Genomic DNA, 25,409 nt, shown 5'->3' with positions numbered 1-25,409 from the left:
AGATTTCCCAATACTTTAATCCTCAAATTAGGAGATTCAAAATGGGCTTCAAGCCAATTCCTGCTGCGGTCGCACTTGTGCTGACGCTGCTTATCTGGTTCGTTATCCCCGTTCCTCAAGGCGTATCGCCTGACGCATGGCATCTTTTGGCATTGTTTGTCGGCATCATTGCCGGCATCATCGGCAAAGCCATGCCTATCGGCGCCATGGCGATTTTGGGCATTACCTTGGTTGCACTGACCGGCGTGACCAATGAAAAAGCCGCCGACGCAACCAAAGACGCTTTGAGCAGCCTCAACAACTCACTCATCTGGATGATCGGTATCGCCATCATCATCTCGCGTGGCCTGTTGAAAACCGGCTTGGGTATGCGTATCGGCTACCTCTTGATTTCCCTCTTCGGCAAACGCACGCTGGGCGTAGGTTACAGCTTAGCGCTTGCCGACTTGGTCATCGGTCCGGTAACGCCGAGTAATACCGCGCGCGGCGGTGCCATCGTACATCCGATTATGAAATCCATTGCCTTGAGCTTCGACTCCGACCCTGAAAAGGGTACGGAAGGCAAAATCGGTAAATACCTTTCACTGGTCAACTTCCACTCCAATGTAATTACCTGTCTGATTTTTATCACCGCCACCGCACCTAATCCACTGGTGGTCGAATTGGTTGCCAAAGCCACCAATTCACAAATCCAACTCTCTTGGGGTACTTGGTTCTTGGCAATGATCGTACCCGGCCTGCTTGCTATGCTACTGATGCCGCTGGTGCTGTATTTCCTGTATCCGCCTGAAATCAAACAAACCCCTAACGCCACTGCATTGGCAAAAGAGCATTTGACCCAAATGGGACCGATGAAGCGTGAAGAAAAAATCATGCTCGGTATTTTCCTGGTTCTGCTGCTGTTGTGGGCGGGTATTCCTGAGATGCTGTTTGGCGTGAAAGTGGACGCTACTGCCACCACCTTCCTCGGCTTGAGCCTGTGCCTGTTGACCGGCGTACTGACTTGGGACGACGCGCTGAAAGAAAAAAGCGCGTGGGATACCATTGTTTGGTTTGCTGCCTTGGTGATGATGGCAAACTTCCTCAACAAACTGGGCCTCATCAGTTGGTTGTCCGACTCCATGCAAGGCGGTATCGCCCACATGGGTTTGGGTTGGGAAGCCGGTTGTGCCCTGTTGATGCTGGCCTACCTCTACGCCCACTACGTTTTCGCCAGCGGTACGGCACACGTTACCGCCATGTTCGGCGCATTCTACGGCGCAGGCTTGGCCTTGGGCGCACCACCGATGCTGTTTGCCCTGATTATGGCAGCCGCTACCGGCATCATGATGTCGCTGACCCACTACGCTACCGGTTCTGCACCTGTCATTTACTGCTCCAACTATGTAACCATGACCGAATGGTGGAAAGCCGGCTTCATCATGAGCGTGCTCGAAATCCTGATTTTCGGCACTGTCGGTATCTTGTGGTGGAAAGTTTTGGGCTACTGGTAACCTTCTGGCTTATTTAAAACTCAGGCCGTCTGAAAACTCCAATTTCAGACGGCCTTTTGTTACAATTTCATTTTTACCGAACACACTCAATTACCGTGAAAATACTCATCCTCGGCAGCGGCCAAGTCGGCTCGACCGTCGCCCAAAACCTTGCCTCCGTTCCCAGCAACGACGTTACCATCATCGACATCGACGAAAAAGCGCTCAACCGCATCAGCAGCCGCCTCGATGTCCAAACCATCGTCGGCAACGGCGCATCGCCCTTTACCCTCGAACAGGCAGGTGCGGCGGACTCCGACCTCCTGCTTGCCCTGACCCGCAGCGACGAAACCAACATCGTTGCCTCCAAAATCGCCGCCGACCTGTTCAACATCCCCGGCCGTATTGCACGCGTACGCTCAAGCGAATACCTCGAATATCCGGTTGCCGGCAGCGACAAACCCGAAGAAGGCAGCCTCAACATCTTCGGCATTACCGAAACCATCAGCCCAGAACAACTGGTTACAGAACAACTTGTCGGCCTGCTCAGCTACACCAGCGCATTACAGGTACTCAGCTTTGCCAACGACCAAGTCCGCATGGTGATTGTTCAAGCTCGCAAAGGCGGTTTGCTGATCAGCCGTGAAATTGCCGACATCAACCAACATCTCCCCGAAGGCGCGGACTGCCAAATCTGCGCCATCTACCGCAACAACCGCCTTATCGTCCCCACGCCGCAAACCGTCATCATCGAAGGTGACGAGGTACTTTTTACCGCCGACATCAGCAGCGTCAACATCATCATGCGCGAACTGCGCCCCAAAGAAGCGCGTACCCGCCGCATCATGATTGCCGGCGGCGGTAACATCGGCTACCGCCTCGCCAAACAGCTCGAATCCAAATACGACATCAAAATCATCGAATACAAACCCCACCGCGCCGAATGGCTAGCCGAGAATCTGGACAACACCCTCGTCCTGCAAGGTTCCGCCACCGATGAAACCCTGCTGGACGAAGAATACATCGACGAAATCGACGTCTTCTGCGCGCTGACCAACGACGACGAAAACAACATCATGTCCAGCCTGCTGGCGAAAAACCTTGGTGCCAAACGCGTAATCACCATCGTCAACCGCTCAAGTTACGTCGATTTGCTCGAAGGCAACAAAATCGATATCGTCGTTTCCCCCCACCTGATTACCATCGGCTCCATCCTCGCCCACATCCGCCGTGGCGACGTCGTTGCCGTCCATCCTTTGCGCCGCGGTACAGCCGAAGCCATTGAAGTGGTGGTACACGGCGACAAAAACACTTCCGCCATCGTCGGCCGCCGTATCAGCGGCATCAAATGGCCAAGCGACTGCTACATCTCCGCCATCGTCCGCGGCGCAACCGGCGAGGTCATCATGGGACACCACACCGAAACCATCCTCCAAGACGGCGACCACATTATCTTCTTCGTCTCACGCCGCCGCGTTCTGCCGGAACTGGAGAAACTCATTCAAGTTAAAATGGGCTTTTTCGGTTAAACCCAAAATCCGTTTGCTTGAAGTCATAAAAAGGCCGTCTGAAAACCTTTTCAGACGGCCTTTATTTCTTGTTTTATTTATGCTTTAGCAACGCTGTTTTTACGACCAAACCAAACAAAACCAATCGCACCCAATACAATCATCGGTACGCTCAACCATTGACCCATGGACAAACCCAAGGTCAACAGGCCGAGATAGTCGTCAGGCTGGCGGGCAAATTCGGCAATAAAGCGGAACAAACCGTAACCGCCCAAGAACAATGCCGCCGTTTGTCCGGCCGGACGTGGTTTTTTCGAGAAAATCCAAACGATGACAAACAGGCAAATGCCTTCAAGGGCAAACTGGTAAAGCTGAGACGGATGGCGCGGCAGCATGCCGTATTGTTGCAGCCATTCGGCCCACAAAGGATTGTGCGCCGCAGCTTCCGCATCTTCGTAACGCGCTTGCGGAAAACCCATTGCCCAAAAAGCATTGAGTTCGGTCACGCGTCCCCAAAGTTCGCCGTTGATAAAGTTGCCGATACGGCCGGAAGCCAAGCCCAGCGGTACGAGTGGCGCAACGGTATCCATCAATTTTAAAATGCTGATGTTGTGCTTACGGCCAAACAGCCACATGGCAACGACCACACCCAAAAAGCCGCCGTGAAACGACATACCGCCTTCCCAAACTTTGAAAATATCCAACGGGTTGGCCAGATAGTCGGAAAATTTATAAAACAAAACGTAGCCGATACGGCCGCCCAAGATCACGCCCAAGATACCCCAAGTCAGGAAATCGTCGAGTGTTTCTTTGGTAAACACAGAATTGCCCTGCGCGATACGGCGACGGCCCAAAATCGTAAACAGGATAAAGCCAACAATATAGCTCAAGGCATACCAGCGGATGGCAAGCGGGCCGATGCTGATCAGCACCGGATCAAACTGGGGATGTATCATCATAATGTGTGTTCCTTATCTCAAAGGCCGTCTGAAAGCCTGAACTTTCAGACGGCCTGTATGCGGTATCGGATAGTTTAACGCAAATCGCCAACCACATTCAAAATAGCAGACAACATTGCCTCGCCCAAGCGCAGCGAGCGTTGGCCGTTCCAGCCGAAATCGTCGTCCGGCAGGTTGGCATTGTCTTTAAACGGCATTTCCAAAGTATAGGCAAGGCAGTTGAAATGATTGCCGACCCAGTTGGTCGCCAAAGTCATGTTTGCCTGACCCGGCGCATCTTTGTCATAGCCGTAATCGTCTTGGAAATCGGGGCTGGCATTGAGCAACGCGAGCTTGAATTGGTCTTCCAAGGCTTCGATGCGCTCGTTGTAGTTCGGCACGCCTTCGGTACCGGCCACAAAGACAAACGGCAGACCTTCATCGCCATGAATATCCAAGAACAAATCCACGCCGGTTTCCATCATTTTTTCACGGACGGTAAAGACTTCGGGGCTTCGCTCCAAAGTCGGGGTTTCCCATTCGCGGTTGAGGTTGGCGCCGGCGGCATTGGTGCGTAGATTACCCAAAACCGAACCGTCCGGATTCATATTCGGCACAATGTAAAAAGTTGCACGGTCAAGCAGCATGCGCGCGGTCGGATCTTGCGGATCAAGCAGGCGACCCAGCAAACCTTCGACAAACCATTCCGCCATGGTTTCGCCCGGATGCTGACGGGCGATAATCCAGACTTTCATATCGCTTTCGACTTGGTTACCGATGGTCAGAAGGTTGATGTCGCGGCCTTGAACGGTACTGCCCAAATCGTCGATACGGCACAAACCGCTGCCCTGAGCATCGCCCAAAAGGTTCAAATGCTGCTCGTTGGAATAAGGCTCGAAATAAGCGTAGTAAACGCTGTTGGACAAAGGCGTATGGTTGATGGTCAATACGCCGTTTTCGTAGCTGGTCGGCACGCGGAACCAATTTTGGCGGTCGTAAGAAGCGCAAGCCTGATAGTCCTCCCAGCCCAAAGGATACGCAGCGTCCGCCGCATTTTCAAAATGCATCACGCAGTTTTGATAGGCCGCACCCTGCAAACGGAAGTAAAACCATTGGGCAAACTCCGAAGCATTGTCGGGACGCAGGGCGAGACGGATATCGGCAGGGTTGCTCAAGTCTTTGACAACGACCGAACCGGCATCGAATTGGGTGCTGATTTTCATCATGGGTATCCTTAGTAATCGGCGAAGAGGCCGAAGCAAACCGTCATTTTACCGTTTGCATGAGGCTGGTTTCAACCATTTAACTGATTTAACAGGATTTCAAGCGCTTGGAAATATTGTTTCAGACGGCCTTTGGGATTAAGATAAAGGCAGAAATCATGAAACAAGGTTGAAACCATGACCCAGCAACAATCTGTCTCCCCTTCCATCAAGGCGCGCGTCCTTGCTGAATCTTTACCTTATATCCGCCGTTTTTCCGGCTCCATCATCGTCATCAAATACGGCGGCAATGCCATGACCGAACCTGCCTTAAAAGAGGGTTTCGCACGCGATGTCGTCCTGCTCAAACTAATCGGCCTGCATCCCGTCATCGTTCACGGCGGCGGCCCGCAAATTAATGAAATGTTGGAAAAAGTCGGCAAAAAAGGAGAATTTGTTCAAGGCATGCGCGTGACCGACAGCGAAACCATGGACATTGTAGAAATGGTTTTGGGCGGACACGTCAATAAAGAAATCGTTTCCATGATTACTACCTTCGGCGGTCGCGCCGTCGGCATTACCGGCCGGGACAACCACTTCATCAAAGCGGAAAAACTCCTGATCGACACGCCTGAACAAAAAGGCGTGAACATCGGCCAAGTCGGCACAGTGGCCGACATCGATACCCGTTTGGTGGAAGGCTTGGTTGAGCGCGGCTGCATTCCTGTCATTGCACCCATCGGCGTAGGCCAAAACGGCGAAGCGTTCAACATCAATGCCGACTTGGTTGCCGGCAAACTGGCGGAAAAACTTCAAGCCGAAAAACTGCTGATGATGACCAATATCCCCGGCGTACTGGATAAAGAAGGCAAATTATTGACCACCCTCACGCCAAGCCGCATTGACGAACTGATTGAAGACGGTACGCTGTACGGCGGAATGCTGCCTAAAATTGCCTCCGCCGTCGAGGCCGCCAAAAGCGGGGTCAAAGCTACGCATATCATAGACGGCCGCGTTCCCAACGCCCTGCTCTTGGAAGTACTGACCGATGACGGCGTAGGCTCGATGATTTTGGGCGAAGGCTAATCCGTTTTTCAGACGGCCTTATGCCTTATTTAATCAGCTTTTCACCCTAAAAAGGGTAAAAAATGTTACACTATACGGCTTATGTTTGTTTGAGCGATATTGACGTGAAACAAACTTACAGTCGGTTTCATACCGACTCCGATGCCATACCTGGCAAAGACGGTATAATGTCTGCATTCATCAGACTTTGGCAATCATCCTTAAGGCCGTCTGAAACGTAACAAAGCTACTTTTCTTTTACCATCCTATTTGGAGATATTCATGAGCGCAATCGTTGATATTTTTGCACGCGAAATTTTGGACTCCCGCGGCAACCCTACTGTAGAGTGTGACGTATTGTTGGAATCCGGCGTCATGGGACGCGCAGCCGTACCAAGCGGCGCATCAACCGGCCAAAAAGAAGCTTTGGAACTGCGTGACGGCGACAAATCCCGTTACTTGGGCAAAGGCGTATTGAAAGCCGTTGACCACGTCAATAACCAAATCGCGCAAGCCCTCATCGGTATCGATGCCAACGAACAATCTTATATCGACCAAATCATGATCGAATTGGACGGTACTGAAAACAAAGGCAACTTAGGTGCCAACGCCACTTTGGCCGTTTCCATGGCCGTAGCACGCGCAGCCGCTGAAGATTCAGGCCTGCCGCTGTACCGTTACTTGGGCGGCGCAGGCCCAATGGCTCTGCCTGTTCCGATGATGAACGTAATCAACGGCGGCGAACATGCCAACAACAGCCTGAACATCCAAGAATTCATGATCATGCCTGTCGGCGCAAAATCTTTCCGCGAAGCTCTGCGTTGCGGCGCCGAAATTTTCCACGCACTGAAAAAACTGTGTGATGCCAAAGGCTTCCCAACTACCGTGGGCGACGAAGGCGGTTTCGCACCTAACCTGAACAGCCACAAAGAAGCCCTGCAACTGATCGTAGAAGCAACCGAAGCCGCAGGCTACAAAGCAGGCGAAGACGTATTGTTCGCCCTGGACTGCGCATCCAGCGAGTTCTACAAAGACGGCAAATACCACTTGGAAGCCGAAGGCCGCTCTTACACCAGCGCAGAATTTGCCGAATACTTGGAAGGCCTGGTTAACGAATTCCCAATTGTTTCCATCGAAGACGGTATGGACGAAAACGACTGGGAAGGCTGGAAACTGCTGACCGAAAAATTGGGCGGCAAAGTTCAATTGGTCGGCGACGACTTGTTCGTAACCAATCCAAAAATCTTGGCTGAAGGCATCGAAAAAGGCGTGGCAAACGCATTGCTGGTCAAAGTCAACCAAATCGGTACATTGAGCGAAACCCTGAAAGCCGTTGACTTGGCCAAACGCAACCGCTACACCAGCGTAATGAGCCACCGTTCCGGTGAAACCGAAGACAGCACCATTGCCGACTTGGCAGTTGCTACCAACTGTATGCAAATCAAAACCGGCTCCCTGTCCCGTTCTGACCGCATGGCGAAATATAACCAATTGTTGCGCATCGAAGAAGAATTGGCCGAAGCCGCTTACTACCCTGGCAAAGCCGCATTCTACCAATTGGGCAAATAAGCAGAATATAGGATATTGATTGTATGAAGTGGGTGACTTTTGTTTTAACCTTCGCACTTTTGTGCTGTCAGTACAGCCTTTGGTTTGGTAAAGGCAGCGTCGGGCATACGGAAGAATTGCAGGAGCAGCTCGTCCGTCAGGAGGAAAAAAACCAAACGCTCACTTTGCGCAACAATTTCCTCAATGCGGAAGTTGAAGACTTGGCACACGGACAAGAGGCCATCGCCGAAATTGCCCGCGTCGAATTGGGCTATGTCCAAGACGGCGAAGTGTATTACCGAATCATCGACCGCCGCTAAACCCTGCAAAACAAAGGCCGTCTGAAAACATATTTTTCAGACGGCCTTTTTCATCGCAATCGCTATATAATCACATATCCCAAAATCAAATCACACTCATCATGTATGACGTAAACACCCACGATGTCCGCCGATTCTTTGCCCACGTCTGGCAACACAGACTCGCACCGCTCCAATTGGACGGCCTGCAACAAAAAGCATTGCGCATTATCGAAGCCCATCCCGAATACGGACACTATCTCGAAGACATCGAACAATATTTAGATAAAGAATGGCTGCCCGAAGACGGCGAAAGCAACCCATTCCTGCATATGTCGCTACACCTTTCCCTGCAAGAGCAAAGCGCCATCGACCAGCCCCCGGGCATCCGTGCCATCCACCACCAACTTTGCGCCCGTTACAACGGCGACTGGGTCAAAGCCGAACACGATATGATGGAAGCCTTGGCAGAAACCATCTGGGAAGCGCAACGCTACGGACGGGGCCTTGACGTCAATGCCTACATGACCCGATTACGGAAATTGGTCGGCTTAGGCCAAGAAGAAAAAGCCCGCCTCAATCCCCATGAAGTCGGCCTGATGGATACAAAGTAACTTCTTTTCAGACGGCTTCACCCCATACAAATCCTTACGCTTGCCAAAGCCAACATTTCCATCTTTCATGCTAAATTACTTTTTTGAAATCCGCATTACAAGGAAAACCAAAATGCTCCGCCCAGCCCTTACCGCCCTACTACTAGCCGTCTCCCTGCCCGTTGCAGCAGAAAGCCTCAATTACAACATCGTTGAATTTTCCGAATCCGCCAACATGGAAGTGCCGCGAGATACCATGACCGCGCATTTCAGCATCAACGCAGAAGGCAAAGACCGTCAAGCCGCCAACCAAGCTTTCATGAAGAAATTCAACCAGTTCAACAAAATCTCCCAAAACAGCAAACTTAAAGCCGAGCTGATGGAGCGCAACGCATCCCCGCGCTATCAATACACCAACGGCAAACGCACCCAAACCGGCTGGGAAGAACACGCCTACTTCAAAGTAGAAAGCAAAGACTTTGAAGCACTCAACCGCCTGATTGCCGACAGCATCAATATCGCCATTTTGGAAAGCTCCTCGTTTTCCGTATCCAAAGAAAAACGCGAAGAAACCGTCGACCAACTGAGCAAGGCCGTCATCCTGCGCTTCAAAGATCGCGCCCAAAACCTCGCCCAAACACTCGGCTTCTCCAGCTACAAAATCGTTAAACTCAACCTGGGTCACATCGGCAACCGTCAAGTCGGCGGCAATTTTGCACGCGCCAAAATGCTGCGTGCAATCCCCGCCGCAGAAGTAGCGGCAGGAATAGAAGATGGCGTACCAGCCTCCCCAGGTTCGGAAGAGATCAGCCTGACCGTCAACGGCTCGGTGCAAATGTAGGATTTTCTTTGAAATCATTTTAAAGGCCGTCTGAAAGTATATTTTTCAGACGGCCTTTTATATTACTCAATGATTAGAATGGAATATCGTCGTCGATATCATCAACCGGAGCGGTCGGTTGTGCCGGAGCGGGACGACGGGCTGGGGCTGCTGGGGGTTCTTGAGCCGGAGCAGATTGGTATTGCTGTTGTGGCGCTTGTTGGTAACTGCCTTGGCTTGAATGAGCGCCTTGGTTGTAGCCGTCATCGTATGGTGCGCCGCCGCTGTTGTCGTTGCGGCCGCCAAGCATTTTCATTTCGTTGGCGATAATGTCGTAAGCGGTGCGCTCGATGCCGTCTTTGCCTTGGTATTTACGGCTTTGGATACGGCCTTCCAGGTACACTTGGCTGCCTTTACGCAGGTATTGACCGGCGATCTCGGCGAGCTTGCGGTACATGGTAATGTTGTGCCATTCAGTACGTTCTACGCGCTGGCCGTTACGGTCGTTCCAAGTTTCGCTGGTGGCAACGCTGAAGTTACAGACGGCCTCGCCGTTGGGCATATAGCGGACTTCCGGGTCACGGCCGAGGCGGCCGATGAGGATAACTTTATTCAATGACATTTTACACTCCTGTGATGATTTTTTCGGCGGCCTCTTGGTCGAATCCTTTTTGCAAGGCCTTGATATAAATGGTTTGCTTGTCTGCGCTAAAGCTGATGCTTTCAACGCCTTCAATTTCGGTCAATTTTTGGTAGAGCAAATCCGGATTTTGTTGCCATTCGGCGTTAAGCGGATAGCTGAGGTTTTTGACAGGCTTCGGTGCCGGCGAAATGACTGCCAATACCAGCCACAGCAACATCAGTACGCTACAAAAGGCAAATACGCCTGCAAAACCGTATTTTTGGAACAATAAACCACCGGTTGCGCCGCCGACAAACAAGCCGACCGACTGCATGGTGTTATATACGCCCATCGCCGTACCTTTCAAATCGGACGGAGCAATTTTTGACACCATAGACGGCAAGCTGGCTTCCAATACATTGAAACCAATAAAGTAAACAATCAGATAAGCGGTAATCAACCATACCGAGTGCATTCCAAACAGCAAACCTATTTGCGCCGCGGTAATGCAGACGATACCAAGGATAAACACTTGTTTGAGCTTGTTGCGCGTTTCGCCGACGATAATCAGCGGCACCATAATAATCAGGCCGGTAATGGTTGACGGCAGATAGACTTGCCAGTGATGGATTTTTTCCAAACCCAACTGCGTCATGGCAAACGGCAATGCGGTAAATAAAGCCATTTGCGCCGCATGCAAGGCAAAAATACCGAAGTCGAGATTGAGCAGTTGGCGGTTTTTCAATACCTCGCCCATACGCGAAGGCTGCGCCTGCGTGTCTTCGTGCATTTTTGACACTTCGGGATCAGGCGTCATCCAAGCAACCACGCCGATACTGATTACAGTCAGAATACCGGTCAGCGCAAACAGGCCGGATACGCCGATAAAGCTGGCAATCATCGGTGCCAGCACTAGGCTGACGGAGAAGGTCAAGCCGATACTCAGGCCGATCATCGCCATCGCACGCGTCCGCACTTCATTACGGGTCAAATCCGCCAGCAAAGCCGTTACCGCCGCACTGACGGCACCCGCGCCTTGAATGGCACGCGCGGCAACCAACATCTGCAGGCTGTCGGCAACTGCAGCCAAAAAACTACCCGCCGCAAACACAATCAGGCCGGCATAAATCACTTTTTTACGGCCGAACTTGTCGGAAGCCATGCCCAAAGGCAGTTGCAGCAAAGCCTGTGTCAGCCCGTAAATACCCATTGCCATGCCGACCAGAGCTTTATTGTTTTCTGCGCCGGGCAACGAAGCGGCATACATCGCCAAAACAGGCAACACCAAAAACATCCCCAACATACGCAGTGCGTAAACGCCGGAAAGTGTGGTACTGGCACGCCACTCGTGCGGAAACATTTGAATGCGGTTATCTCTTGCCATAAAGAATGTTTCAGACGGCCTTAAGTTTGCGAAAGGCCGTCTGAAAGTGTGAATTAACAGATTTTCTGATTATACAGGATTCAAAGGAATTGCATGGGGTCAAATCGCAAGCTGTTTATCGCAAACCTGCTTCATCGGTATAAAACAGTTTCAACTGAAAACCAGCATCACGCAAGATCCGCCCTATCCCATTTATCCTGAATCAACCCCACTGCCATCTATTTCGCCACGCGCCTAACACGGCGTTCGGATATTTATTACTGCCCAAACTGCCGTTAAACCTTGCCAAAGCGCGGACAATATTGCCTTTTTCGATATTGTTGTAATGGCGAAGAATGGTGCAGCCATAGCGCAGATTGGTGCGGATATCGAAAAGATTGTGCGACGGATTGCCAATATAGTTTTTCCAAAACGGCATCACCTGCATCAAACCGCGCGCTCCCACTCCGCTGATGGCATATTGACGAAACGCGCTTTCTACTTCAATCAAACCCAGAATCACTTGGGTGTTGAGTCCGGCACGACTGCTTTCGTATTGAATATTGACCAACAAACGGCGGCGCTCGCCCTCATCGGGAATAAAGCGTGCCAATCGGGAAGACATCGCCGCCAACCAACGTTCCCCTTCCCTCGAATCGGCAAACACCAGCCGCGCAGGGCTGGCACTATTGATCGAACTACGCATCACGGAAGCCACATCATCGGCCAGCGTTTCTTCACGTTGCGCCCCCGCCCATGCGGTCGCAGGCGTCAAAAGCATGGCTCCGCCCACTTGCAACAGACGGCGGCGCGATAAAAATAAGGAATCTTGGTTTTCCGATTTCATGTGTTTCTCTTTTTAGGCCGTCTGAAAAGTTCAGACGGCCTTTGATATATTTGCTTAAAATCAGCATTATAAAATACATCTATGAGCAGAATCAAAGAGCTGTATTCCTTTTATTGTCAAGTGATACCGCCTCAAGTAACATTTAGGTTTTTCTAATCAAGCGGTATTTTTTATGACCACCACTCCCGCCAACGTTTTAGCCTCCGTCGACTTGGGTTCCAACAGTTTCCGCCTGCAAATTTGTGAAAACAACAACGGCCAGCTGAAAGTCATCGACTCGTTCAAACAAATGGTTCGCTTTGCCGCCGGCTTGGACGAACAAAAAAACCTGAGTGAAGCCTCTCAAGAACAAGCCTTGGAATGTTTGGCAAAATTTGGCGAACGCCTGCGCGGATTCCAACCTGAAAACGTGCGAGTGGTGGCCACCAACACTTTCCGCGTCGCCAAAAACATCGCCCAATTTCTGCCCCGTGCCGAAGCAGCGCTGGGTTTCCCCATCGAAGTGATTGCCGGCCGCGAAGAAGCGCGTCTGATTTACACCGGCGTAGTGCATACCCTGCCGCCCAAAGGCGACAAAATGCTGGTTATCGACATCGGCGGCGGTTCGACCGAATTTGTCATTGGCTCGGATTTGCAACCTCTGACCACAGAAAGCCTGCCTTTGGGCTGCGTAACGTACAGCATGCGCTTCTTCCAAAACAAAGTGACCGCCAAAGATTTCCAAGCCGCCGTTTCCGCCGCGCGTATTGAAATCCAACGCATCAGCAAAATGATGAAGCGTACCGGTTGGGATTTCGCCATCGGCACGTCCGGTTCGGCAAAATCCATACGCGACGTTTTGGCAGCCGAATTGCCGCAAGAAGCCGACATTACCGCCCAAGGCATGCGTTATCTTGCCGATAGGATTATCGAAGCCGGTTCGGTTAAAAAAGCCAAATTTGAAAACCTCAAACCCGAACGAATCGAAGTTTTTGCAGGCGGATTGGCCGTGATGATGGCCGCTTTTGAAGAGCTTTCGCTGACCAAAATGACCGTTACCGAGGCTGCCCTCCGCGACGGCGTGTTCTACGACTTAATCGGCCGCAGCCTCAATGTCGATATGCGCGAACAGACAACGGCGGAGTTCCAAAAACGCTACCACGTCAGCCTCAACCAAGCCAAACGCGTTGCCGATACCGCGCAAGCCTTCATGAACAGCCTGTGCCACGCCAAAAACGTAACCGTTCAAGAACTTGCCCTGTGGAACCAATACCTCAGCCGCGCAGGCCGTCTGCATGAAATCGGCTTGGATATTGCCCATACCGGTTATCACAAACACTCCGCCTACATTCTCGAAAACGCCGATATGCCGGGCTTCTCACGCAAAGAGCAAACCATTTTGGCGCAACTGGTTATCGGCCATCGCGGCGACCTTAAGAAAATGGCAGACATTATCGGTAACAACGAAATCATGTGGTGTGCCGTATTGTCCCTGCGCCTGGCAGCCCTCTTCTGCCGCTCGCGCCTGCCGCTTGATTTGCCGCCGCAAACCCAGCTTCGCATCGATGAAAACAACCACAGCTTCATCTTGCGCATCAACGCCCAATGGCTGGAGCAACACCCCCTCATCGCCGATGCGCTGGACTACGAAAGCGCGCAATGGCAAAAAATCGATATGCCTTTCTCGGTTCAAGCACAATAAACCGCGCTCCGTTATAATAGGCAGCTGTTCAAAATCCAAACCGCAGGCCGTCTGAAAACGACAGCCTGCCATACATCAAGGAAAACCATGAGAAAACCCCAACGTGGCTATGCCCGCCAAGACCGTGTCAAAGAACAAATCATGCGCGAGCTTGCCGAACTCGTCCGCACCGGCCTGAAAGACCCGCGCGCAGGCTTCATCACCATCAACGAAGTCGAAGTTACCCGCGATTACAGCCACGCAACCGTGTTCTACACCGTCCTCGACGACAGCACACGCGACATTACCGAAGAAGCTTTGGAACACGCCAAAGGTCATTTGCGCAGCGAATTGGCCAAACGCATCAAACTCTTCAAAACGCCTGAGCTGCACTTCAAATACGACGAATCACTCGAACGCGGCATGAGTATTTCCAGCCTGATCGACCAAGTAGCGGCGGAAAAACCGGTTGAAGACTGATTGATTAAAACACACAGGCCGTCTGAACCCTTTCAGACGGCCTAAACATTAACACTCCCCCAACTTAATATGACAGCCAAACCCACCAAACGCCCTGTCAACGGCGTTCTTCTCCTCGACAAACCTGAAAGCCTTTCCAGCAATACCGCCCTGCAAAAGGCGCGGCGCTTGTTCCGTGCCGAAAAAGCCGGGCATACCGGCGTACTTGATCCTTTGGCTACAGGGCTTCTACCTGTTTGTTTCGGTGAAGCGACCAAGTTTGCCCAATATCTGATTGATGCCGACAAAGCCTATACGGCCACTCTGAAACTGGGCGAAGCCAGCAGTACGGGCGACGCCGAAGGTGAAATCATTGCCACCGCACGCGCCGATATTTCATTGTCCGAATTTCAGACGGCCTGCCAAGCCTTAACGGGTGATATCCGCCAAGTGCCGCCGATGTTTTCCGCCCTCAAGCACGAAGGCAAACCGCTATACGAATACGCACGCAAAGGCATCGTTATCGAACGCAAAGCGCGCGACATCACCATTTACTCCATTGATATCACTGAATTTTATGCACCTAAAGCCGTGATAGACGTACGTTGCAGCAAGGGTACCTACATCCGCACACTCAGCGAAGACATCGCCAAACACATCGGCACATTCGCCCACTTGACCGCCCTGCGCCGTACTGAAACCGCCGGCTTTACCATTGCCCAAAGCCACACGCTCGAAGCCTTGACAGAATTGGATGAAGCCGAACGCGATGCCCTATTGCTGCCTTGCGATGTCTTGGTGCAACATTTCCCCAAACTTGAGTTAAACGACTACGCCATTACCATGCTCAAACACGGCCAACGCCCCCAGTTTACCGAAGACATTTCCGCCGAACAGCCCATCCGTGTATACAACCGAGACGGCGCATTTATCGGACTGGTGGAATATCAAAAAGAAATAGGCCGTCTGAAAGCCTTGCGCCTGATGAATACCGCCGATAAATAACTTCCTGCAAAGAGAGCCGATCATGAAAGTCTATACCGCCGCCCAAATGCGCGAACGCGAACAAGCAGCCGTCGATAAAGGCACAAGCTTCGACCAACTAATGGAAAACGCCGGCAGTTCTGCCGCCCGAGACCTCATGCAGCGTCATCCTCAAGCCGGATGCGCCCTGATTGTTTGCGGCAAAGGCAACAACGGCGGCGACGGCTTAGTCATGGCAAGATATATGCAGGCGCAAGGGTGGCACATCGATATTCTGTTTTCACTCGGAGAAAACCTCTCCCCTTTAGCTCAAACCAATCGCGAACGCCTCAACGGTTTGCCCCATATTGAATTGATATCCGCACAAGAACTGGAAGGCCGTCTGAAAAAAGGTTACGACATCATTATCGAAGGCATATTCGGCACAGGCTTCAGTGGCGCACTTCCAACCGAAATCGCCGCCCTCTGCAGCCAACTCAATCATTCAAACGGCCTGAAGGTCGCCCTCGATATCCCCACCGGCCTCAACTGCGACACCGCCGAAGCCGATCCCGACACATTCCGCGCAGACCTGACCTACACCTTTGCCGCCTACAAACCGGCACATTTAAGCGAATCCGGCAAAACCTATTGTCAAGAAACCGTCTGTTTACCTATTGGCATTGATTAAAAAAGCAAATAAGATGTCATATTTAAATCGCTTTATTTTTAGAAACAACACATTCTAAAAGAAACACGCCAATTAATTTACGACCAAATTATCAACGACACGGAAACAGATAATGAACGAACAAGAATACCGCCAAACTTTTAAAGAAGATCAAGCCGTCGGCTGGGAAGCCATCGATGCTGTGCTTAAAGCACTTTATGGTGATATCAAACCTCGTCATTACGGCTCTATTATCAAATACATTCTAGGTGGTGATGACCCATTAGACGGCAGTAGTATTTATGATTGCGAAGAGCAAACCTTCCATCGCCACATTGTTTCCTACGGCATGAGCGAACTTTACTTTAATCCAGAACTTGCCGGTGCAGATTACAGTAAATGGGGATTTGAATTTACCTTCCGTACTCCCCCTTACGATCAGGATCCGGATTCTGGCTACAACACCAAACACGAGCCTTACTGGGCAATTAATCTAATGAATAATCTTGGCCGTTACGTTTTTGAAAGTGGTAACTGGTTTGAAGCCTATCACTTTACTTCAACTAACGACCCTATCCGAATGGATACAGAAACCGCCATCGTCGGCGTAGCCTTCGCACCAGACCCCAAGCTGCCCGCTATCAAAACGCCAAACGGTGAAGTTCAATTTCTGCAGATGGTCGGCCTTACCCAGCCCGAGCTTGACTGGCTCTGGCAAGATCCAACAACCAAACGTTGCCAAGAGCTGATCGATATGATGCGCAAAGACAATCCGCTGTTGATTACCGATTTAGCGCGTACAAAAAGCTATGTACAACCCTAATTGATAAAGCCAAAGGCCGCCTGAAAACAAATTTTCAGACGGCCTTTAGTTTATATTTCAAATAAAAAATAGCAACTTACTTCCAAATCTGAGCCAATTTAATCCCCAGCGCCGTCAAACCAAACGAACCGAAAACATGCAGACAGGTCGCCATCAAAGCCATGCCCCAACGTTGCGCCTGCATCAAACCCACCATCTCCACTGAAAAACCTGAAAATGTGGTCAAGCTGCCGAGAAAGCCGGTAATCCAAAGCAAACGCCATTGCGGATCGGTTAAGAGTTCTGCCAATACGCCGATTAGCAGCGCTCCCAGCCAGTTTGCCGCCAATGTACCGATAGAAAAAGGCGCAGAAGACACCAGCACTAAGCCAAACAACCAACGCAATACAGCCCCAACAGCGGCACCGCAAACAATAGGAAAAATATACGCAAACATAACAAGTTAAACATTCAATTCAAAAAACAGGCCATCCGGTCATGAGGCCGTCTGAAAACCCAGCAAGGATGCCTTCATATCTTATTGCCAAATCTTAGGCGCGGATTTCAAATACCTGTCGTCATCGAAAGTACAAATCCATTGCGGCTTGAGCGCGATGAAAATAGCTGTTGAAATACCGCTCAAAAATGCCTCTGCCCAAGCGATTAAGAAGAAAACAGGAAAGGCGGTTTTCCATAATACCGTCGTATCAAATACATCCGCCCAGTCTAACAAACCGACCAAAATTACGCCGGTAAACACCATTCCGACCGCCGCAGCCCAAAAACCATTCAGAAAAATAAAGATAAATATATTGGCAGGCAAACGCGACACCCAATGGCGGAAACCCAAGTTCACCAATAAAGGCGGAAGCAATACGGACAAGGCATTGATGGGGAACATATGCCAATCGCCCCAAAGCCACAAATACGGAAAAAACAGCAATACGCCAAGGCAGAAAGCGGCAGAAGTGCCCAGCATTAAAGCTGTCAAGTTTAAGGCAAGCAAATGATAGCTCATGCCGGCTAGTTGTCCGCTTTCCGGGGAGGCATTCAAACTCCAAGCCAGCGGCAACATCACGGCAGCCACCAAAAAAGCGGAACGATGCTGCGATACCGACACCCATGCCTGCTTTGCACACAAAGCAAAAATCACCAGCAACACAGGCCATGCCGCCATCACGACACCAACGGGAAACCATCCGTTTTGAAAAATCATCATCTCATCCGCAAAATGTTCAGACGGCCTATTATACGCGTCTCAAGCCATAGCTTTGACAATCCTGTCTGCCTTTGCCGTTAAAGCTTGTTTCGGCTGGTTTTGTTTACCCGAAAAAAGCGTTAGAATAACGGACTTTGCCGTTTAATTAAGGGGATGGACGCATGCTTTGGACAATATTGGCTTTAATTCTGCTTGCTGTCATAGCCGGCTTGTTCTGGTGGCGCCAGAAACAAGAGCAAAAGTGGCGCCAAGAATTGGCCCGACTCAGTGGCGACGAACAAGAAATAAACGAAGAAGACAGCCCGGTCGGTTTTTCCGACCAACTGGACAGCCTGAAACGTTTGTTCAGTATGAACAAGCACACTGCCGACAACCATAAAATCGCCCGCATCCGCCTGCTTTCTGCGCTCGAACACAATAAAACGCAACGCGCCGAAACAAACGAAGAGCATGCAGCAGAGCCGTTTGCCGAAGAGCCGGAACACATCGCAGCTACCGAAGAAGAAATCAAAGTTGCGCCTAAAACCCGTAAATCTGCCAAACCGGAACGTATTCCTAAAATCACGCCGTTTGCACAAATGGAAACTCCCGAATACAGCCCGTCTTTGGTGCAAAACAGCAATTTTGAAGAAATCACATTAGAAGAAGCCACCCGTTCCCTGCACGAAGCAGCGGTTGAAGAATGGAACGAGCATTTGGCAGAAAAAAATGCGCCGATTTACAAAGACGAAGTTGAAACTCCATTATTGCGCGCTTCATCCCTGCCGATGACCGGCATGGAAATCATCGACTACAACGACCCTATCTTGCGCCGCACACGCGAGCGTGCCTTGGCGCGTGCCAATAATGTCCGCGTGGCAGAAGCCAATGCGCCGCATATCGAAACCGTTCAGACGGCCTTAAGAACTGCCGAAAAAGAAGCCATCCTCCCCTATACTTCCATGCAGGCATTCCCTTCTGAAATCCAAGCGGAAGATATTCACGACAACCTTGCCCGCCGCACCGCCGCCCGCCACAAACTAGCTGCGGCCGTCGCCCCATTGCGCGACTACTCTCCGCGCACCATCGAAAATGACGAAATTCTGGCCAATTTGGGACAAATCAGCCGTCCTGCCAGCCTGCGCCGTCAAGTTCGCCATACCGAAGCGGCCGCCGAAAGATGGGCGCGCAAACAAGCTGCCACGGAAGCTGTTGCACCACAACCTGCCGTATCGGCAACGCCGTCCCGTCCAAAACCGGCTGCGCCTGTTAAAAAATCCCCTTATATCTCCCGACCTGCCGCGCCAAACGCAACCGTAGTCGAGCCGCCTGCCGTACCGGTTGTCCCGATGGCGAAAACCGATATTCCCGAGCCGCCCGTTTTCCAAACCTCGATTGCACCGATTGATATCCCCGAGCCGCCTGCTTTCGAACATAAAATCCAAGTGCCGATTTTTGATTCGCAAGTCAATGCGCATGTTAGCAATCAGCCTGAACGCAGTATCCGCGATTATTTAATCAGCGAATCTGCGGAAGAAGAAACAGAATTCGATGGTGAGCCGGAAGCGCCTGTACAAGCGGAAACAGAAGCGATTCAAGCGGTTGAAACGATTGAACCTGTTGAACCTGTTGAAACAATCGCAAGGCCGTCTGAATATACACAGACAGTCATTGAAACGCCTGTTCGAAGCGTAGAACCAAGCGTTCAAGAAGATACACCAAGCATAGCTATTCCAACTTCGGCAACCCTGACCGAGGCACACCTGCCGACCACTGCCCTGCTCCTGCCGCCGCAGTTTGACCCAAGCGCCTCGCAAACTGAAGAACAGTTGCTGGAAAACAGCATTACCATCGAAGAAAAACTGGCCGAGTTCAAAGTTAAAGTCAAAGTGATGGACTCCTATTCCGGCCCGGTCATTACGCGTTATGAGATTGAGCCTGATGTCGGTGTACGCGGCAGTGCCGTTTTGAACCTTGAAAAAGACTTGGCGCGCTCGCTTGGCGTGGCTTCCATCCGCGTGGTGGAAACTATCCCAGGCAAAACCTGCATGGGCTTGGAATTGCCTAATCCGAAACGCCAAATGATCCGCCTGAGCGAAATCTTCAATTCGCCTGCATTTACCGAGTCCAAATCCAAACTGACCCTCGCACTCGGCCAAGACATCACCGGCCAGCCTGTCGTCACCGACTTGGCCAAAGCGCCGCATCTGCTGGTTGCCGGTACGACCGGTTCGGGTAAATCCGTGGGTGTGAATGCCATGATTCTGTCCATGCTCTTCAAAGCAACGCCTGAAGACGTGCGCATGATTATGATTGACCCGAAAATGCTGGAATTAAGCATTTACGAAGGCATTCCTCACCTGCTCGCCCCTGTCGTAACCGATATGAAGCTGGCCGCAAACGCGCTGAACTGGTGCGTCAACGAAATGGAAAAACGCTACCGCCTGATGAGCTTTATGGGCGTGCGCAACCTTGCCGGCTTCAACCAAAAAATTGCCGAAGCCGCCGCTCGTGGCGAAAAAATCGGCAGCCCGTTCAGCCTCACGCCTGAAAATCCTGAACCATTGGAGAAACTGCCGTTTATCGTGGTCGTGGTAGATGAGTTTGCCGATCTGATGATGACTGCAGGCAAGAAAATCGAAGAGCTGATTGCCCGTCTTGCCCAAAAAGCACGCGCAGCCGGCATCCATTTGATTCTTGCCACCCAACGCCCAAGCGTGGATGTCATTACCGGACTTATTAAAGCCAATATTCCGACACGCATTGCCTTCCAAGTGTCCAGCAAAATCGACAGCCGCACGATTCTTGACCAAATGGGTGCGGAAAACTTGCTCGGTCAAGGCGATATGCTGTTCCTGCCACCCGGTACCGGCTATCCGCAACGTGTACACGGCGCATTCGCATCAGACAACGAAGTACACCGCGTAGTGGAATACTTGAAACAATTCAGCACGCCTGACTATATCGACGATATTTTAAGCAGCGGTTCGACCGAGGACTTTACCAGCACCAGCCGCAGCAACGACAGCGACCTCGACCCCATGTATGACGAAGCCGTTTCCGTTGTCTTGAAATCGCGTAAGGCCAGCATTTCCAATATCCAACGCCAACTGCGCATCGGCTACAACCGCGCTGCCCGCCTGATTGATCAAATGGAAGCCGACGGTATTGTTTCCCCGGCGGAAAACAATGGCAACCGCACCATCTTGGCGCAAAGCAGTGAGCATTTAGATTAACTTATCTCCATCAATAAAAGGCCGTCTGAAAAGTTTTCAGACGGCCTTTTTTAATCAGATAATGGGTTCAGAGATTCCAATTAAATAAACAAGCAAATAAGTAATCTGTAAACGGCATTTCTTACAAAAACAAATGCTTTTGCATTAACGGCATTTGCTTCGCTATCAAATAAATCCAGTCCCAATAATCAAAATTCGACCTGCCAAATATATGTCCCTATCCATTTGTCGCCATTTTCAGACTGCCTTTTGTCAAGACCGGAAAAAACAGGTAAATCCGTTTTTCGATTAGAAGCAATATTATTATGATTCATGCCTTCGGCAACACCCCCACCCTTTACGAGGAAAAACAAATGAAAAAATATTTTGCAGAATTTTTCGGCACTTTCTGGCTGGTATTCGGCGGCTGCGGCAGCGCAGTTTTGGCAGCAGCCTACCCTGAACTTGGCATTGGTTTTGCCGGTGTCGCCTTGGCATTCGGCTTGACCGTACTGACCATGGCTTACGCCGTCGGCCACATTTCCGGCGGCCACTTCAATCCTGCCGTTTCCGTCGGCCTTTTCATCGGCGGCCGTTTCAACGGTAAAGACCTGTTGCCTTACATCGTATCCCAAGTTATCGGTGCGATTGCCGCCGCGGGCGTTCTGTATCTGATTGCTTCCGGTAAAACCGGTTTTGATGCTGTTGCTTCCGGCTTTGCCAGCAACGGTTTCGGCGAGCACTCTCCTAACGGTTACGACATGATGGCTGCTTTGCTGATCGAATTCGTACTGACCGCATTCTTCCTGATTATCATCATGGGTTCTACCGACAAATTGGCTCCGGCCGGCTTTGCCCCTATCGCCATCGGCCTGGGTCTGACCCTGATTCACTTGATCAGCATTCCTGTGACCAATACTTCCGTTAACCCTGCACGTTCTACCGGCGTTGCCTTGTTCCAAGGTGGCTGGGCTGTTGAACAACTGTGGTTGTTCTGGTTGGCTCCTATTGCCGGCGCAGCAGTTGGCGCGGCTATTTACCGCTTCGTTTTGGCTAACAACGACAAATAATCTTGACGGAATGACATTCCCGGTGCGGCTGACACTTCTAAACTGACCGCACCCAAGTTGCCGAGACACAAACGCACCGCCTGCCTCAGACGGTGCGTTTGTTTTTGCCGTGTTACAATATTTTCTTTTCCCACATTCTCAAACCATCATGCAAACCTTACCTTTTCAAACCGATATCGCTGCCAGAATGCTTGTCAATACCGAAAACGAAACCATTCATCCCGATGCCGTATTCGTACAAACGCAAAACGGCTATTGGATTGCCTGGCACGACCAGCAAGCCGCCCTGCTTGCCCCCGACACACCACCCGATATTCCCTGCTTTTGGGTAGAAGGCGCAGAAAGCCTGGAAGAGCTGGTAAGCATGGTAGAAAACGGCGAATTTGACGAAGTTGAAGAATTTGACGGCGATGATGATGCTTGGCAAGAAGCACTCGGATGCGGCCATCATCATGAAGGACACTGCGGATGCAGTCATTGAGATGCACAAAACGCCTGCTTCCGGCACTTGCCCTTTGTCTGACGCTTAACGGCTGCGTTATAGGCGCGGCTGTCGATTTGGCTGCCACAACCGTCCTGACTGCCGGAAAATTGGTCGTCAAAGGAACGGGGGCAGTGATTGATGCCGCCATTCCCGACAGTAAAAAAGACAAGGATAAAGAAAAAGAGAAGGAAAAGAGCAAAGAAAAGCCAAAATCGGAAGAAATCGTCTATAAGGAAGATTCATCCGACGAAGTAGCGCAATAATCCTTTAGACGGCCTCAGTAAGGTAACCAATCCTACTGAGGCCGTCTGAACATTCATCCTTACATATAGCCCTGTTCGCGCAAAGAGCAGGTTTCTTTTGCCGTCACGATAAAATGGTCCAACAGCGTAATATCGACCAAACTTAAAGCCTGTTTCAAACGCTCTGTAAACTGCACATCAGATTCAGACGGCCTTCCCGAACCACCCGGATGATTGTGTGCCAAAATCAAACTGTCGGCGTATTCATCCAATGCCAATTTGACGATTTCACGGATATAAACCGTGTTTTCCGCCACCGTACCACGCGACAATTCCCGTACCGCAATCAATTGATTTTGACGGTTGAGAAGCAAAGCAACGCTGACCTCGATTTTTTCATGCCCAAGATGCAGGCGCAGATAATCCGCAACCGATTTCGGGTTTGACAGAACCATCTGCTCCTGCAAATCCTCACCCAAAATCCGCCGCCCGATTTCTTTGACCACTGCAAATTGAGTATAGCTCGCCAAGCCCATGCCCTTATAAGCAGCGAGTGTTTTGGCATCCGCACTCATCAGCTTCCCCAAACTGCCAAACTCGCTCAACAAATAACGAGCCAAATCGACCGCGCTCATACCGCGCGTTCCGACACGCAACAAAATCGCCAGCAACTCCGCATCACTCAACGCCGCCGCACCATGCGCCAAGAGCTTCTCGCGCGGCCGTTCCCCTTCAGGCCATTCTTTGATACTCATGTTTTCCCTTTTATTCATATAGCGGATTTAGTTTTTATTTAGAACAAAACCATCTTGCCCGCATAAAACGCAATCCGCACGATTTTATTAAAATTAATGCAATTTGCGTATTTTATTCTATCTTAAATTATTTTTTAAGACATTTAAATATAAATTAAACCCTTTTGTGCAGAAAAACAACGTTACCCATTTTTGCTATCCTGTTCCCCTGCCTGCCTTTCCTTTCCTATTTGTTTCAAATCAGCCGCTACAAGCATTTTCATATTGCCCCTATGAGGCTTAGGCTAATATAATATTGAGTTTGCCGAGAGCAAAAGCTGAGGCTTAAACTGCTTTCTATCCACGCTGCCCGTGCGCTTTACAAGAGTTTCAGACGGCCTCCGTCCAACTCCCGCCAGCAATCAAACAGCTTTTTATCACCCATTCGAAAATCCGTTTTGCCGGTACTCGTCTTTCTTTTTGGAGTATTGCCATTATGACCGCAACCACTGCGTCTTCAGCCAAACCTTATTTGCAAATCCAAGGCTTGGTGAAAAAGTTTGGTGACAATTACGCTGTCGATAACATCGACTTGGACATTTACCAACATGAAATCTTTGCCCTTTTGGGCAGTTCAGGCAGTGGCAAATCCACGCTGCTGCGCATGTTGGCAGGCATGGAAAGCCCAAACCAGGGCAAAATCATTCTCGACGGCCAAGACATTACCAAGCTTGCTCCGTATGAGCGCCCAATCAACATGATGTTCCAAAGCTATGCCCTGTTCCCGCACATGAGCGTTGAACAAAACATCGCTTTTGGTCTGAAACAAGACAAAATGCCTAAAGGCGAAATCGACGCCCGCGTCGAAGAAATGTTGCGCCTGGTGCAAATGACCAAATACGCCAAACGCAAGCCGCACCAACTCTCCGGCGGCCAGCAACAGCGTATCGCTTTAGCGCGCAGCCTGGCGAAACGTCCTAAAATCCTGCTGCTTGACGAACCTTTGGGCGCACTCGATAAAAAACTACGCCAACAAACCCAACTGGAATTGGTCAACACGCTGGAACAAGTCGGCGTAACCTGCATCATGGTTACCCACGACCAAGAAGAAGCGATGACCATGGCTACCCGTATCGCCATTATGTCTGACGGCCAATTGCGCCAAGTCGGCACCCCTAGCGACGTGTACGACTACCCTAACAGTCGCTTTACCGCCGAATTTATCGGCGAAACCAATATTTTTGACGGTGTCGTTGTTGACGACCGCGCCGATTTCTCTATCGTCAAATGTGACGGCTTGGAAAACCACGTCCGCATCGACCACGGCCTGGGCGTTCCGAACGAGCATGAAATCTGGATCAGTATCCGCCCTGAAGATATTGATTTGCATAAAGAAAAACCAGAACATTTGGGCGCACACAACTGGGCTCAAGGCACAGTCAAAGAAATTGCCTACTTGGGCAGCTTTGCGATTTACCACATCAAACTCGCCAACGGCCGTGTTGTCAAAAGCCAAGTTCCCGCACCTTATTGGTATGTGCGTAACATTACGCCGCCGACTTGGGACGAAACCGTCTATATCAGCTGGCCTGAAAACCAACCTACGCCTCTGTACAGTTAATTTGAGGGAAATGC

Annotated in this window: 25 protein-coding genes; 17 read left to right on the top strand and 8 right to left on the bottom strand. The window is 50.8% G+C overall.

What is annotated here, in order from left to right; translation table 11 throughout:
- Positions 1-41 precede the first annotated feature (41 nt).
- Together ACTHTG_RS04110 and trkA are read left to right on the top strand one after the other, a co-directional pair.
- Positions 42-1,493 carry a DASS family sodium-coupled anion symporter gene (locus tag ACTHTG_RS04110; RefSeq protein WP_049335870.1) on the top strand — a complete coding sequence of 484 codons (1,452 nt, stop codon included), beginning with the start codon at positions 42-44 and terminating at the stop codon, positions 1,491-1,493.
- A gap of 95 nt (positions 1,494-1,588) precedes the next feature.
- Positions 1,589-3,001, top strand: a complete 1,413-nt coding sequence (gene trkA / locus ACTHTG_RS04105; RefSeq protein ID WP_049335872.1) for a Trk system potassium transporter TrkA — start codon at positions 1,589-1,591, stop codon at positions 2,999-3,001.
- A gap of 77 nt (positions 3,002-3,078) precedes the next feature.
- On the opposite strand, the gene lgt is transcribed toward trkA, so the two are convergent.
- Positions 3,079-3,939 (bottom strand): prolipoprotein diacylglyceryl transferase, encoded by an 861-nt coding sequence (gene lgt, locus ACTHTG_RS04100; RefSeq protein WP_004520768.1) that lies wholly within the window; start codon positions 3,937-3,939, stop codon positions 3,079-3,081.
- 74 nt (positions 3,940-4,013) lie between these two features.
- Positions 4,014-5,144: a M14 family metallopeptidase gene (locus tag ACTHTG_RS04095; protein WP_004520769.1), complete on the bottom strand. Its 1,131-nt coding sequence runs from the start codon at positions 5,142-5,144 to the stop codon at positions 4,014-4,016.
- A 174-nt stretch (positions 5,145-5,318) separates the two neighbouring features.
- Between ACTHTG_RS04095 and argB the strand changes: the two genes are divergently transcribed.
- The 5 genes from argB to ACTHTG_RS04070 all read left to right on the top strand — a co-directional run bounded on the left by argB (position 5,319) and on the right by ACTHTG_RS04070 (position 9,466).
- Entirely contained in the window at positions 5,319-6,206 is an 888-nt protein-coding gene (gene argB, locus ACTHTG_RS04090; protein WP_004520770.1) for an acetylglutamate kinase, read from the top strand.
- A 261-nt stretch (positions 6,207-6,467) separates the two neighbouring features.
- On the top strand, positions 6,468-7,754 hold the full coding sequence (eno, locus tag ACTHTG_RS04085; protein WP_004520772.1) for a phosphopyruvate hydratase: 1,287 nt from the start codon (positions 6,468-6,470) through the stop codon (positions 7,752-7,754).
- Between the two features lie 23 nt (positions 7,755-7,777).
- Complete coding sequence (ftsB, locus tag ACTHTG_RS04080) at positions 7,778-8,053, top strand: cell division protein FtsB (protein WP_003679613.1); 276 nt, start codon at positions 7,778-7,780, stop codon at positions 8,051-8,053.
- Positions 8,054-8,154: 101 nt separating this feature from the next.
- Positions 8,155-8,646 (top strand): DUF1841 family protein, encoded by a 492-nt coding sequence (locus ACTHTG_RS04075; protein ID WP_049335876.1) that lies wholly within the window; start codon positions 8,155-8,157, stop codon positions 8,644-8,646.
- A 112-nt stretch (positions 8,647-8,758) separates the two neighbouring features.
- Positions 8,759-9,466 carry an SIMPL domain-containing protein gene (locus tag ACTHTG_RS04070; RefSeq protein ID WP_039862478.1) on the top strand — a complete coding sequence of 236 codons (708 nt, stop codon included), beginning with the start codon at positions 8,759-8,761 and terminating at the stop codon, positions 9,464-9,466.
- 73 nt (positions 9,467-9,539) lie between these two features.
- Here ACTHTG_RS04070 and ACTHTG_RS04065 read toward each other — a convergent pair whose 3' ends face one another.
- The 3 genes from ACTHTG_RS04065 to ACTHTG_RS04055 form a co-directional block, all read right to left on the bottom strand.
- Complete coding sequence (locus tag ACTHTG_RS04065) at positions 9,540-10,067, bottom strand: single-stranded DNA-binding protein (RefSeq protein ID WP_004520776.1); 528 nt, start codon at positions 10,065-10,067, stop codon at positions 9,540-9,542.
- A 1-nt stretch (position 10,068) separates the two neighbouring features.
- Positions 10,069-11,451 (bottom strand): MFS transporter, encoded by a 1,383-nt coding sequence (locus ACTHTG_RS04060; RefSeq protein WP_308538276.1) that lies wholly within the window; start codon positions 11,449-11,451, stop codon positions 10,069-10,071.
- A 202-nt stretch (positions 11,452-11,653) separates the two neighbouring features.
- Positions 11,654-12,277: a lytic transglycosylase domain-containing protein gene (locus ACTHTG_RS04055; protein WP_039863563.1), complete on the bottom strand. Its 624-nt coding sequence runs from the start codon at positions 12,275-12,277 to the stop codon at positions 11,654-11,656.
- A 172-nt stretch (positions 12,278-12,449) separates the two neighbouring features.
- On the opposite strand from ACTHTG_RS04055, the gene ppx reads away from it, so the two are divergent.
- The 5 genes from ppx (at position 12,450) to ACTHTG_RS04030 (ending at position 16,852) form a co-directional block, all read left to right on the top strand.
- Positions 12,450-13,958 (top strand): exopolyphosphatase, encoded by a 1,509-nt coding sequence (gene ppx / locus ACTHTG_RS04050; RefSeq protein ID WP_004520779.1) that lies wholly within the window; start codon positions 12,450-12,452, stop codon positions 13,956-13,958.
- Between the two features lie 87 nt (positions 13,959-14,045).
- Positions 14,046-14,417, top strand: coding sequence for a 30S ribosome-binding factor RbfA (rbfA, locus tag ACTHTG_RS04045; protein ID WP_003685554.1), 372 nt, complete (start codon positions 14,046-14,048; stop codon positions 14,415-14,417).
- A gap of 69 nt (positions 14,418-14,486) precedes the next feature.
- Positions 14,487-15,401 carry a tRNA pseudouridine(55) synthase TruB gene (gene truB / locus ACTHTG_RS04040; RefSeq protein ID WP_004520780.1) on the top strand — a complete coding sequence of 305 codons (915 nt, stop codon included), beginning with the start codon at positions 14,487-14,489 and terminating at the stop codon, positions 15,399-15,401.
- Positions 15,402-15,423: 22 nt separating this feature from the next.
- Positions 15,424-16,050 carry an NAD(P)H-hydrate epimerase gene (locus ACTHTG_RS04035; RefSeq protein ID WP_004520781.1) on the top strand — a complete coding sequence of 209 codons (627 nt, stop codon included), beginning with the start codon at positions 15,424-15,426 and terminating at the stop codon, positions 16,048-16,050.
- Between the two features lie 112 nt (positions 16,051-16,162).
- The gene (locus ACTHTG_RS04030) at positions 16,163-16,852 is read left to right on the top strand and encodes a suppressor of fused domain protein (RefSeq protein ID WP_004520782.1); all 690 of its coding nucleotides are present in this window, start codon (positions 16,163-16,165) and stop codon (positions 16,850-16,852) included.
- A gap of 76 nt (positions 16,853-16,928) precedes the next feature.
- On the opposite strand, the gene ACTHTG_RS04025 is transcribed toward ACTHTG_RS04030, so the two are convergent.
- Both ACTHTG_RS04025 and ACTHTG_RS04020 read right to left on the bottom strand, forming a co-directional pair.
- Positions 16,929-17,288 (bottom strand): CrcB family protein, encoded by a 360-nt coding sequence (locus ACTHTG_RS04025; protein WP_003679592.1) that lies wholly within the window; start codon positions 17,286-17,288, stop codon positions 16,929-16,931.
- 81 nt (positions 17,289-17,369) lie between these two features.
- Positions 17,370-18,047, bottom strand: a complete 678-nt coding sequence (locus tag ACTHTG_RS04020) for an energy-coupling factor ABC transporter permease (protein ID WP_049335881.1) — start codon at positions 18,045-18,047, stop codon at positions 17,370-17,372.
- 164 nt (positions 18,048-18,211) lie between these two features.
- On the opposite strand from ACTHTG_RS04020, the gene ACTHTG_RS04015 reads away from it, so the two are divergent.
- The 4 genes from ACTHTG_RS04015 to ACTHTG_RS04000 all read left to right on the top strand — a co-directional run bounded on the left by ACTHTG_RS04015 (position 18,212) and on the right by ACTHTG_RS04000 (position 23,061).
- Complete coding sequence (locus tag ACTHTG_RS04015; RefSeq protein WP_004520784.1) at positions 18,212-21,265, top strand: DNA translocase FtsK; 3,054 nt, start codon at positions 18,212-18,214, stop codon at positions 21,263-21,265.
- Between the two features lie 353 nt (positions 21,266-21,618).
- Complete coding sequence (gene aqpZ / locus ACTHTG_RS04010) at positions 21,619-22,314, top strand: aquaporin Z (RefSeq protein ID WP_039862497.1); 696 nt, start codon at positions 21,619-21,621, stop codon at positions 22,312-22,314.
- A gap of 148 nt (positions 22,315-22,462) precedes the next feature.
- Positions 22,463-22,795 carry a hypothetical protein gene (locus tag ACTHTG_RS04005; RefSeq protein ID WP_004520787.1) on the top strand — a complete coding sequence of 111 codons (333 nt, stop codon included), beginning with the start codon at positions 22,463-22,465 and terminating at the stop codon, positions 22,793-22,795.
- Complete coding sequence (locus tag ACTHTG_RS04000; protein WP_004520788.1) at positions 22,783-23,061, top strand: NF038104 family lipoprotein; 279 nt, start codon at positions 22,783-22,785, stop codon at positions 23,059-23,061. The genes ACTHTG_RS04005 and ACTHTG_RS04000 overlap by 13 nt, the downstream gene beginning before the upstream one ends.
- 59 nt (positions 23,062-23,120) lie before the next feature.
- Here ACTHTG_RS04000 and radC read toward each other — a convergent pair whose 3' ends face one another.
- The gene (gene radC, locus ACTHTG_RS03995) at positions 23,121-23,795 is read right to left on the bottom strand and encodes a RadC family protein (RefSeq protein ID WP_039862480.1); all 675 of its coding nucleotides are present in this window, start codon (positions 23,793-23,795) and stop codon (positions 23,121-23,123) included.
- A gap of 475 nt (positions 23,796-24,270) precedes the next feature.
- Here radC and ACTHTG_RS03990 point away from each other — a divergent pair, with 475 nt between their 5' ends.
- Complete coding sequence (locus ACTHTG_RS03990) at positions 24,271-25,395, top strand: ABC transporter ATP-binding protein (protein ID WP_004520791.1); 1,125 nt, start codon at positions 24,271-24,273, stop codon at positions 25,393-25,395.
- The last annotated feature ends 14 nt before the right edge of the window (positions 25,396-25,409 follow it).

The sequence above is a fragment of the Neisseria sp. P0017.S009 genome (assembly GCF_051957375.1).
In the GTDB taxonomy this organism is placed as follows: Bacteria; Pseudomonadota; Gammaproteobacteria; order Burkholderiales; family Neisseriaceae; genus Neisseria; species Neisseria perflava.
Note: the sequence above shows the minus strand (reverse complement) of the source record. Positions and strands in the feature narration are given on the sequence as shown.

Bases quoted from the DNA above. Each gene is read 5' to 3' on its own strand.
- ACTHTG_RS04075 (WP_049335876.1), top strand. From the start codon at position 8,155: ATGTATGACGTAAACACCCACGATGTCCGCCGATTCTTTGCCCACGTC.
- rbfA (WP_003685554.1), top strand. From the start codon at position 14,046: ATGAGAAAACCCCAACGTGGCTATGCCCGCCAAGACCGTGTCAAAGAA.
- eno (WP_004520772.1), top strand. From the start codon at position 6,468: ATGAGCGCAATCGTTGATATTTTTGCACGCGAAATTTTGGACTCCCGC.
- ACTHTG_RS04065 (WP_004520776.1), bottom strand. From the start codon at position 10,067: ATGTCATTGAATAAAGTTATCCTCATCGGCCGCCTCGGCCGTGACCCG.
- ACTHTG_RS04025 (WP_003679592.1), bottom strand. From the start codon at position 17,288: ATGTTTGCGTATATTTTTCCTATTGTTTGCGGTGCCGCTGTTGGGGCT.
- ppx (WP_004520779.1), top strand. From the start codon at position 12,450: ATGACCACCACTCCCGCCAACGTTTTAGCCTCCGTCGACTTGGGTTCC.
- ACTHTG_RS04095 (WP_004520769.1), bottom strand. From the start codon at position 5,144: ATGATGAAAATCAGCACCCAATTCGATGCCGGTTCGGTCGTTGTCAAA.
- ACTHTG_RS04020 (WP_049335881.1), bottom strand. From the start codon at position 18,047: ATGATTTTTCAAAACGGATGGTTTCCCGTTGGTGTCGTGATGGCGGCA.
- ACTHTG_RS04060 (WP_308538276.1), bottom strand. From the start codon at position 11,451: ATGGCAAGAGATAACCGCATTCAAATGTTTCCGCACGAGTGGCGTGCC.
- aqpZ (WP_039862497.1), top strand. From the start codon at position 21,619: ATGAAAAAATATTTTGCAGAATTTTTCGGCACTTTCTGGCTGGTATTC.
- ACTHTG_RS04055 (WP_039863563.1), bottom strand. From the start codon at position 12,277: ATGAAATCGGAAAACCAAGATTCCTTATTTTTATCGCGCCGCCGTCTG.
- ACTHTG_RS04005 (WP_004520787.1), top strand. From the start codon at position 22,463: ATGCAAACCTTACCTTTTCAAACCGATATCGCTGCCAGAATGCTTGTC.
- ftsB (WP_003679613.1), top strand. From the start codon at position 7,778: ATGAAGTGGGTGACTTTTGTTTTAACCTTCGCACTTTTGTGCTGTCAG.
- ACTHTG_RS04070 (WP_039862478.1), top strand. From the start codon at position 8,759: ATGCTCCGCCCAGCCCTTACCGCCCTACTACTAGCCGTCTCCCTGCCC.
- lgt (WP_004520768.1), bottom strand. From the start codon at position 3,939: ATGATGATACATCCCCAGTTTGATCCGGTGCTGATCAGCATCGGCCCG.
- ACTHTG_RS04030 (WP_004520782.1), top strand. From the start codon at position 16,163: ATGAACGAACAAGAATACCGCCAAACTTTTAAAGAAGATCAAGCCGTC.
- ACTHTG_RS04035 (WP_004520781.1), top strand. From the start codon at position 15,424: ATGAAAGTCTATACCGCCGCCCAAATGCGCGAACGCGAACAAGCAGCC.
- argB (WP_004520770.1), top strand. From the start codon at position 5,319: ATGACCCAGCAACAATCTGTCTCCCCTTCCATCAAGGCGCGCGTCCTT.
- ACTHTG_RS03990 (WP_004520791.1), top strand. From the start codon at position 24,271: ATGACCGCAACCACTGCGTCTTCAGCCAAACCTTATTTGCAAATCCAA.
- radC (WP_039862480.1), bottom strand. From the start codon at position 23,795: ATGAGTATCAAAGAATGGCCTGAAGGGGAACGGCCGCGCGAGAAGCTC.
- ACTHTG_RS04110 (WP_049335870.1), top strand. From the start codon at position 42: ATGGGCTTCAAGCCAATTCCTGCTGCGGTCGCACTTGTGCTGACGCTG.
- truB (WP_004520780.1), top strand. From the start codon at position 14,487: ATGACAGCCAAACCCACCAAACGCCCTGTCAACGGCGTTCTTCTCCTC.
- ACTHTG_RS04015 (WP_004520784.1), top strand. From the start codon at position 18,212: ATGCTTTGGACAATATTGGCTTTAATTCTGCTTGCTGTCATAGCCGGC.
- ACTHTG_RS04000 (WP_004520788.1), top strand. From the start codon at position 22,783: ATGCAGTCATTGAGATGCACAAAACGCCTGCTTCCGGCACTTGCCCTT.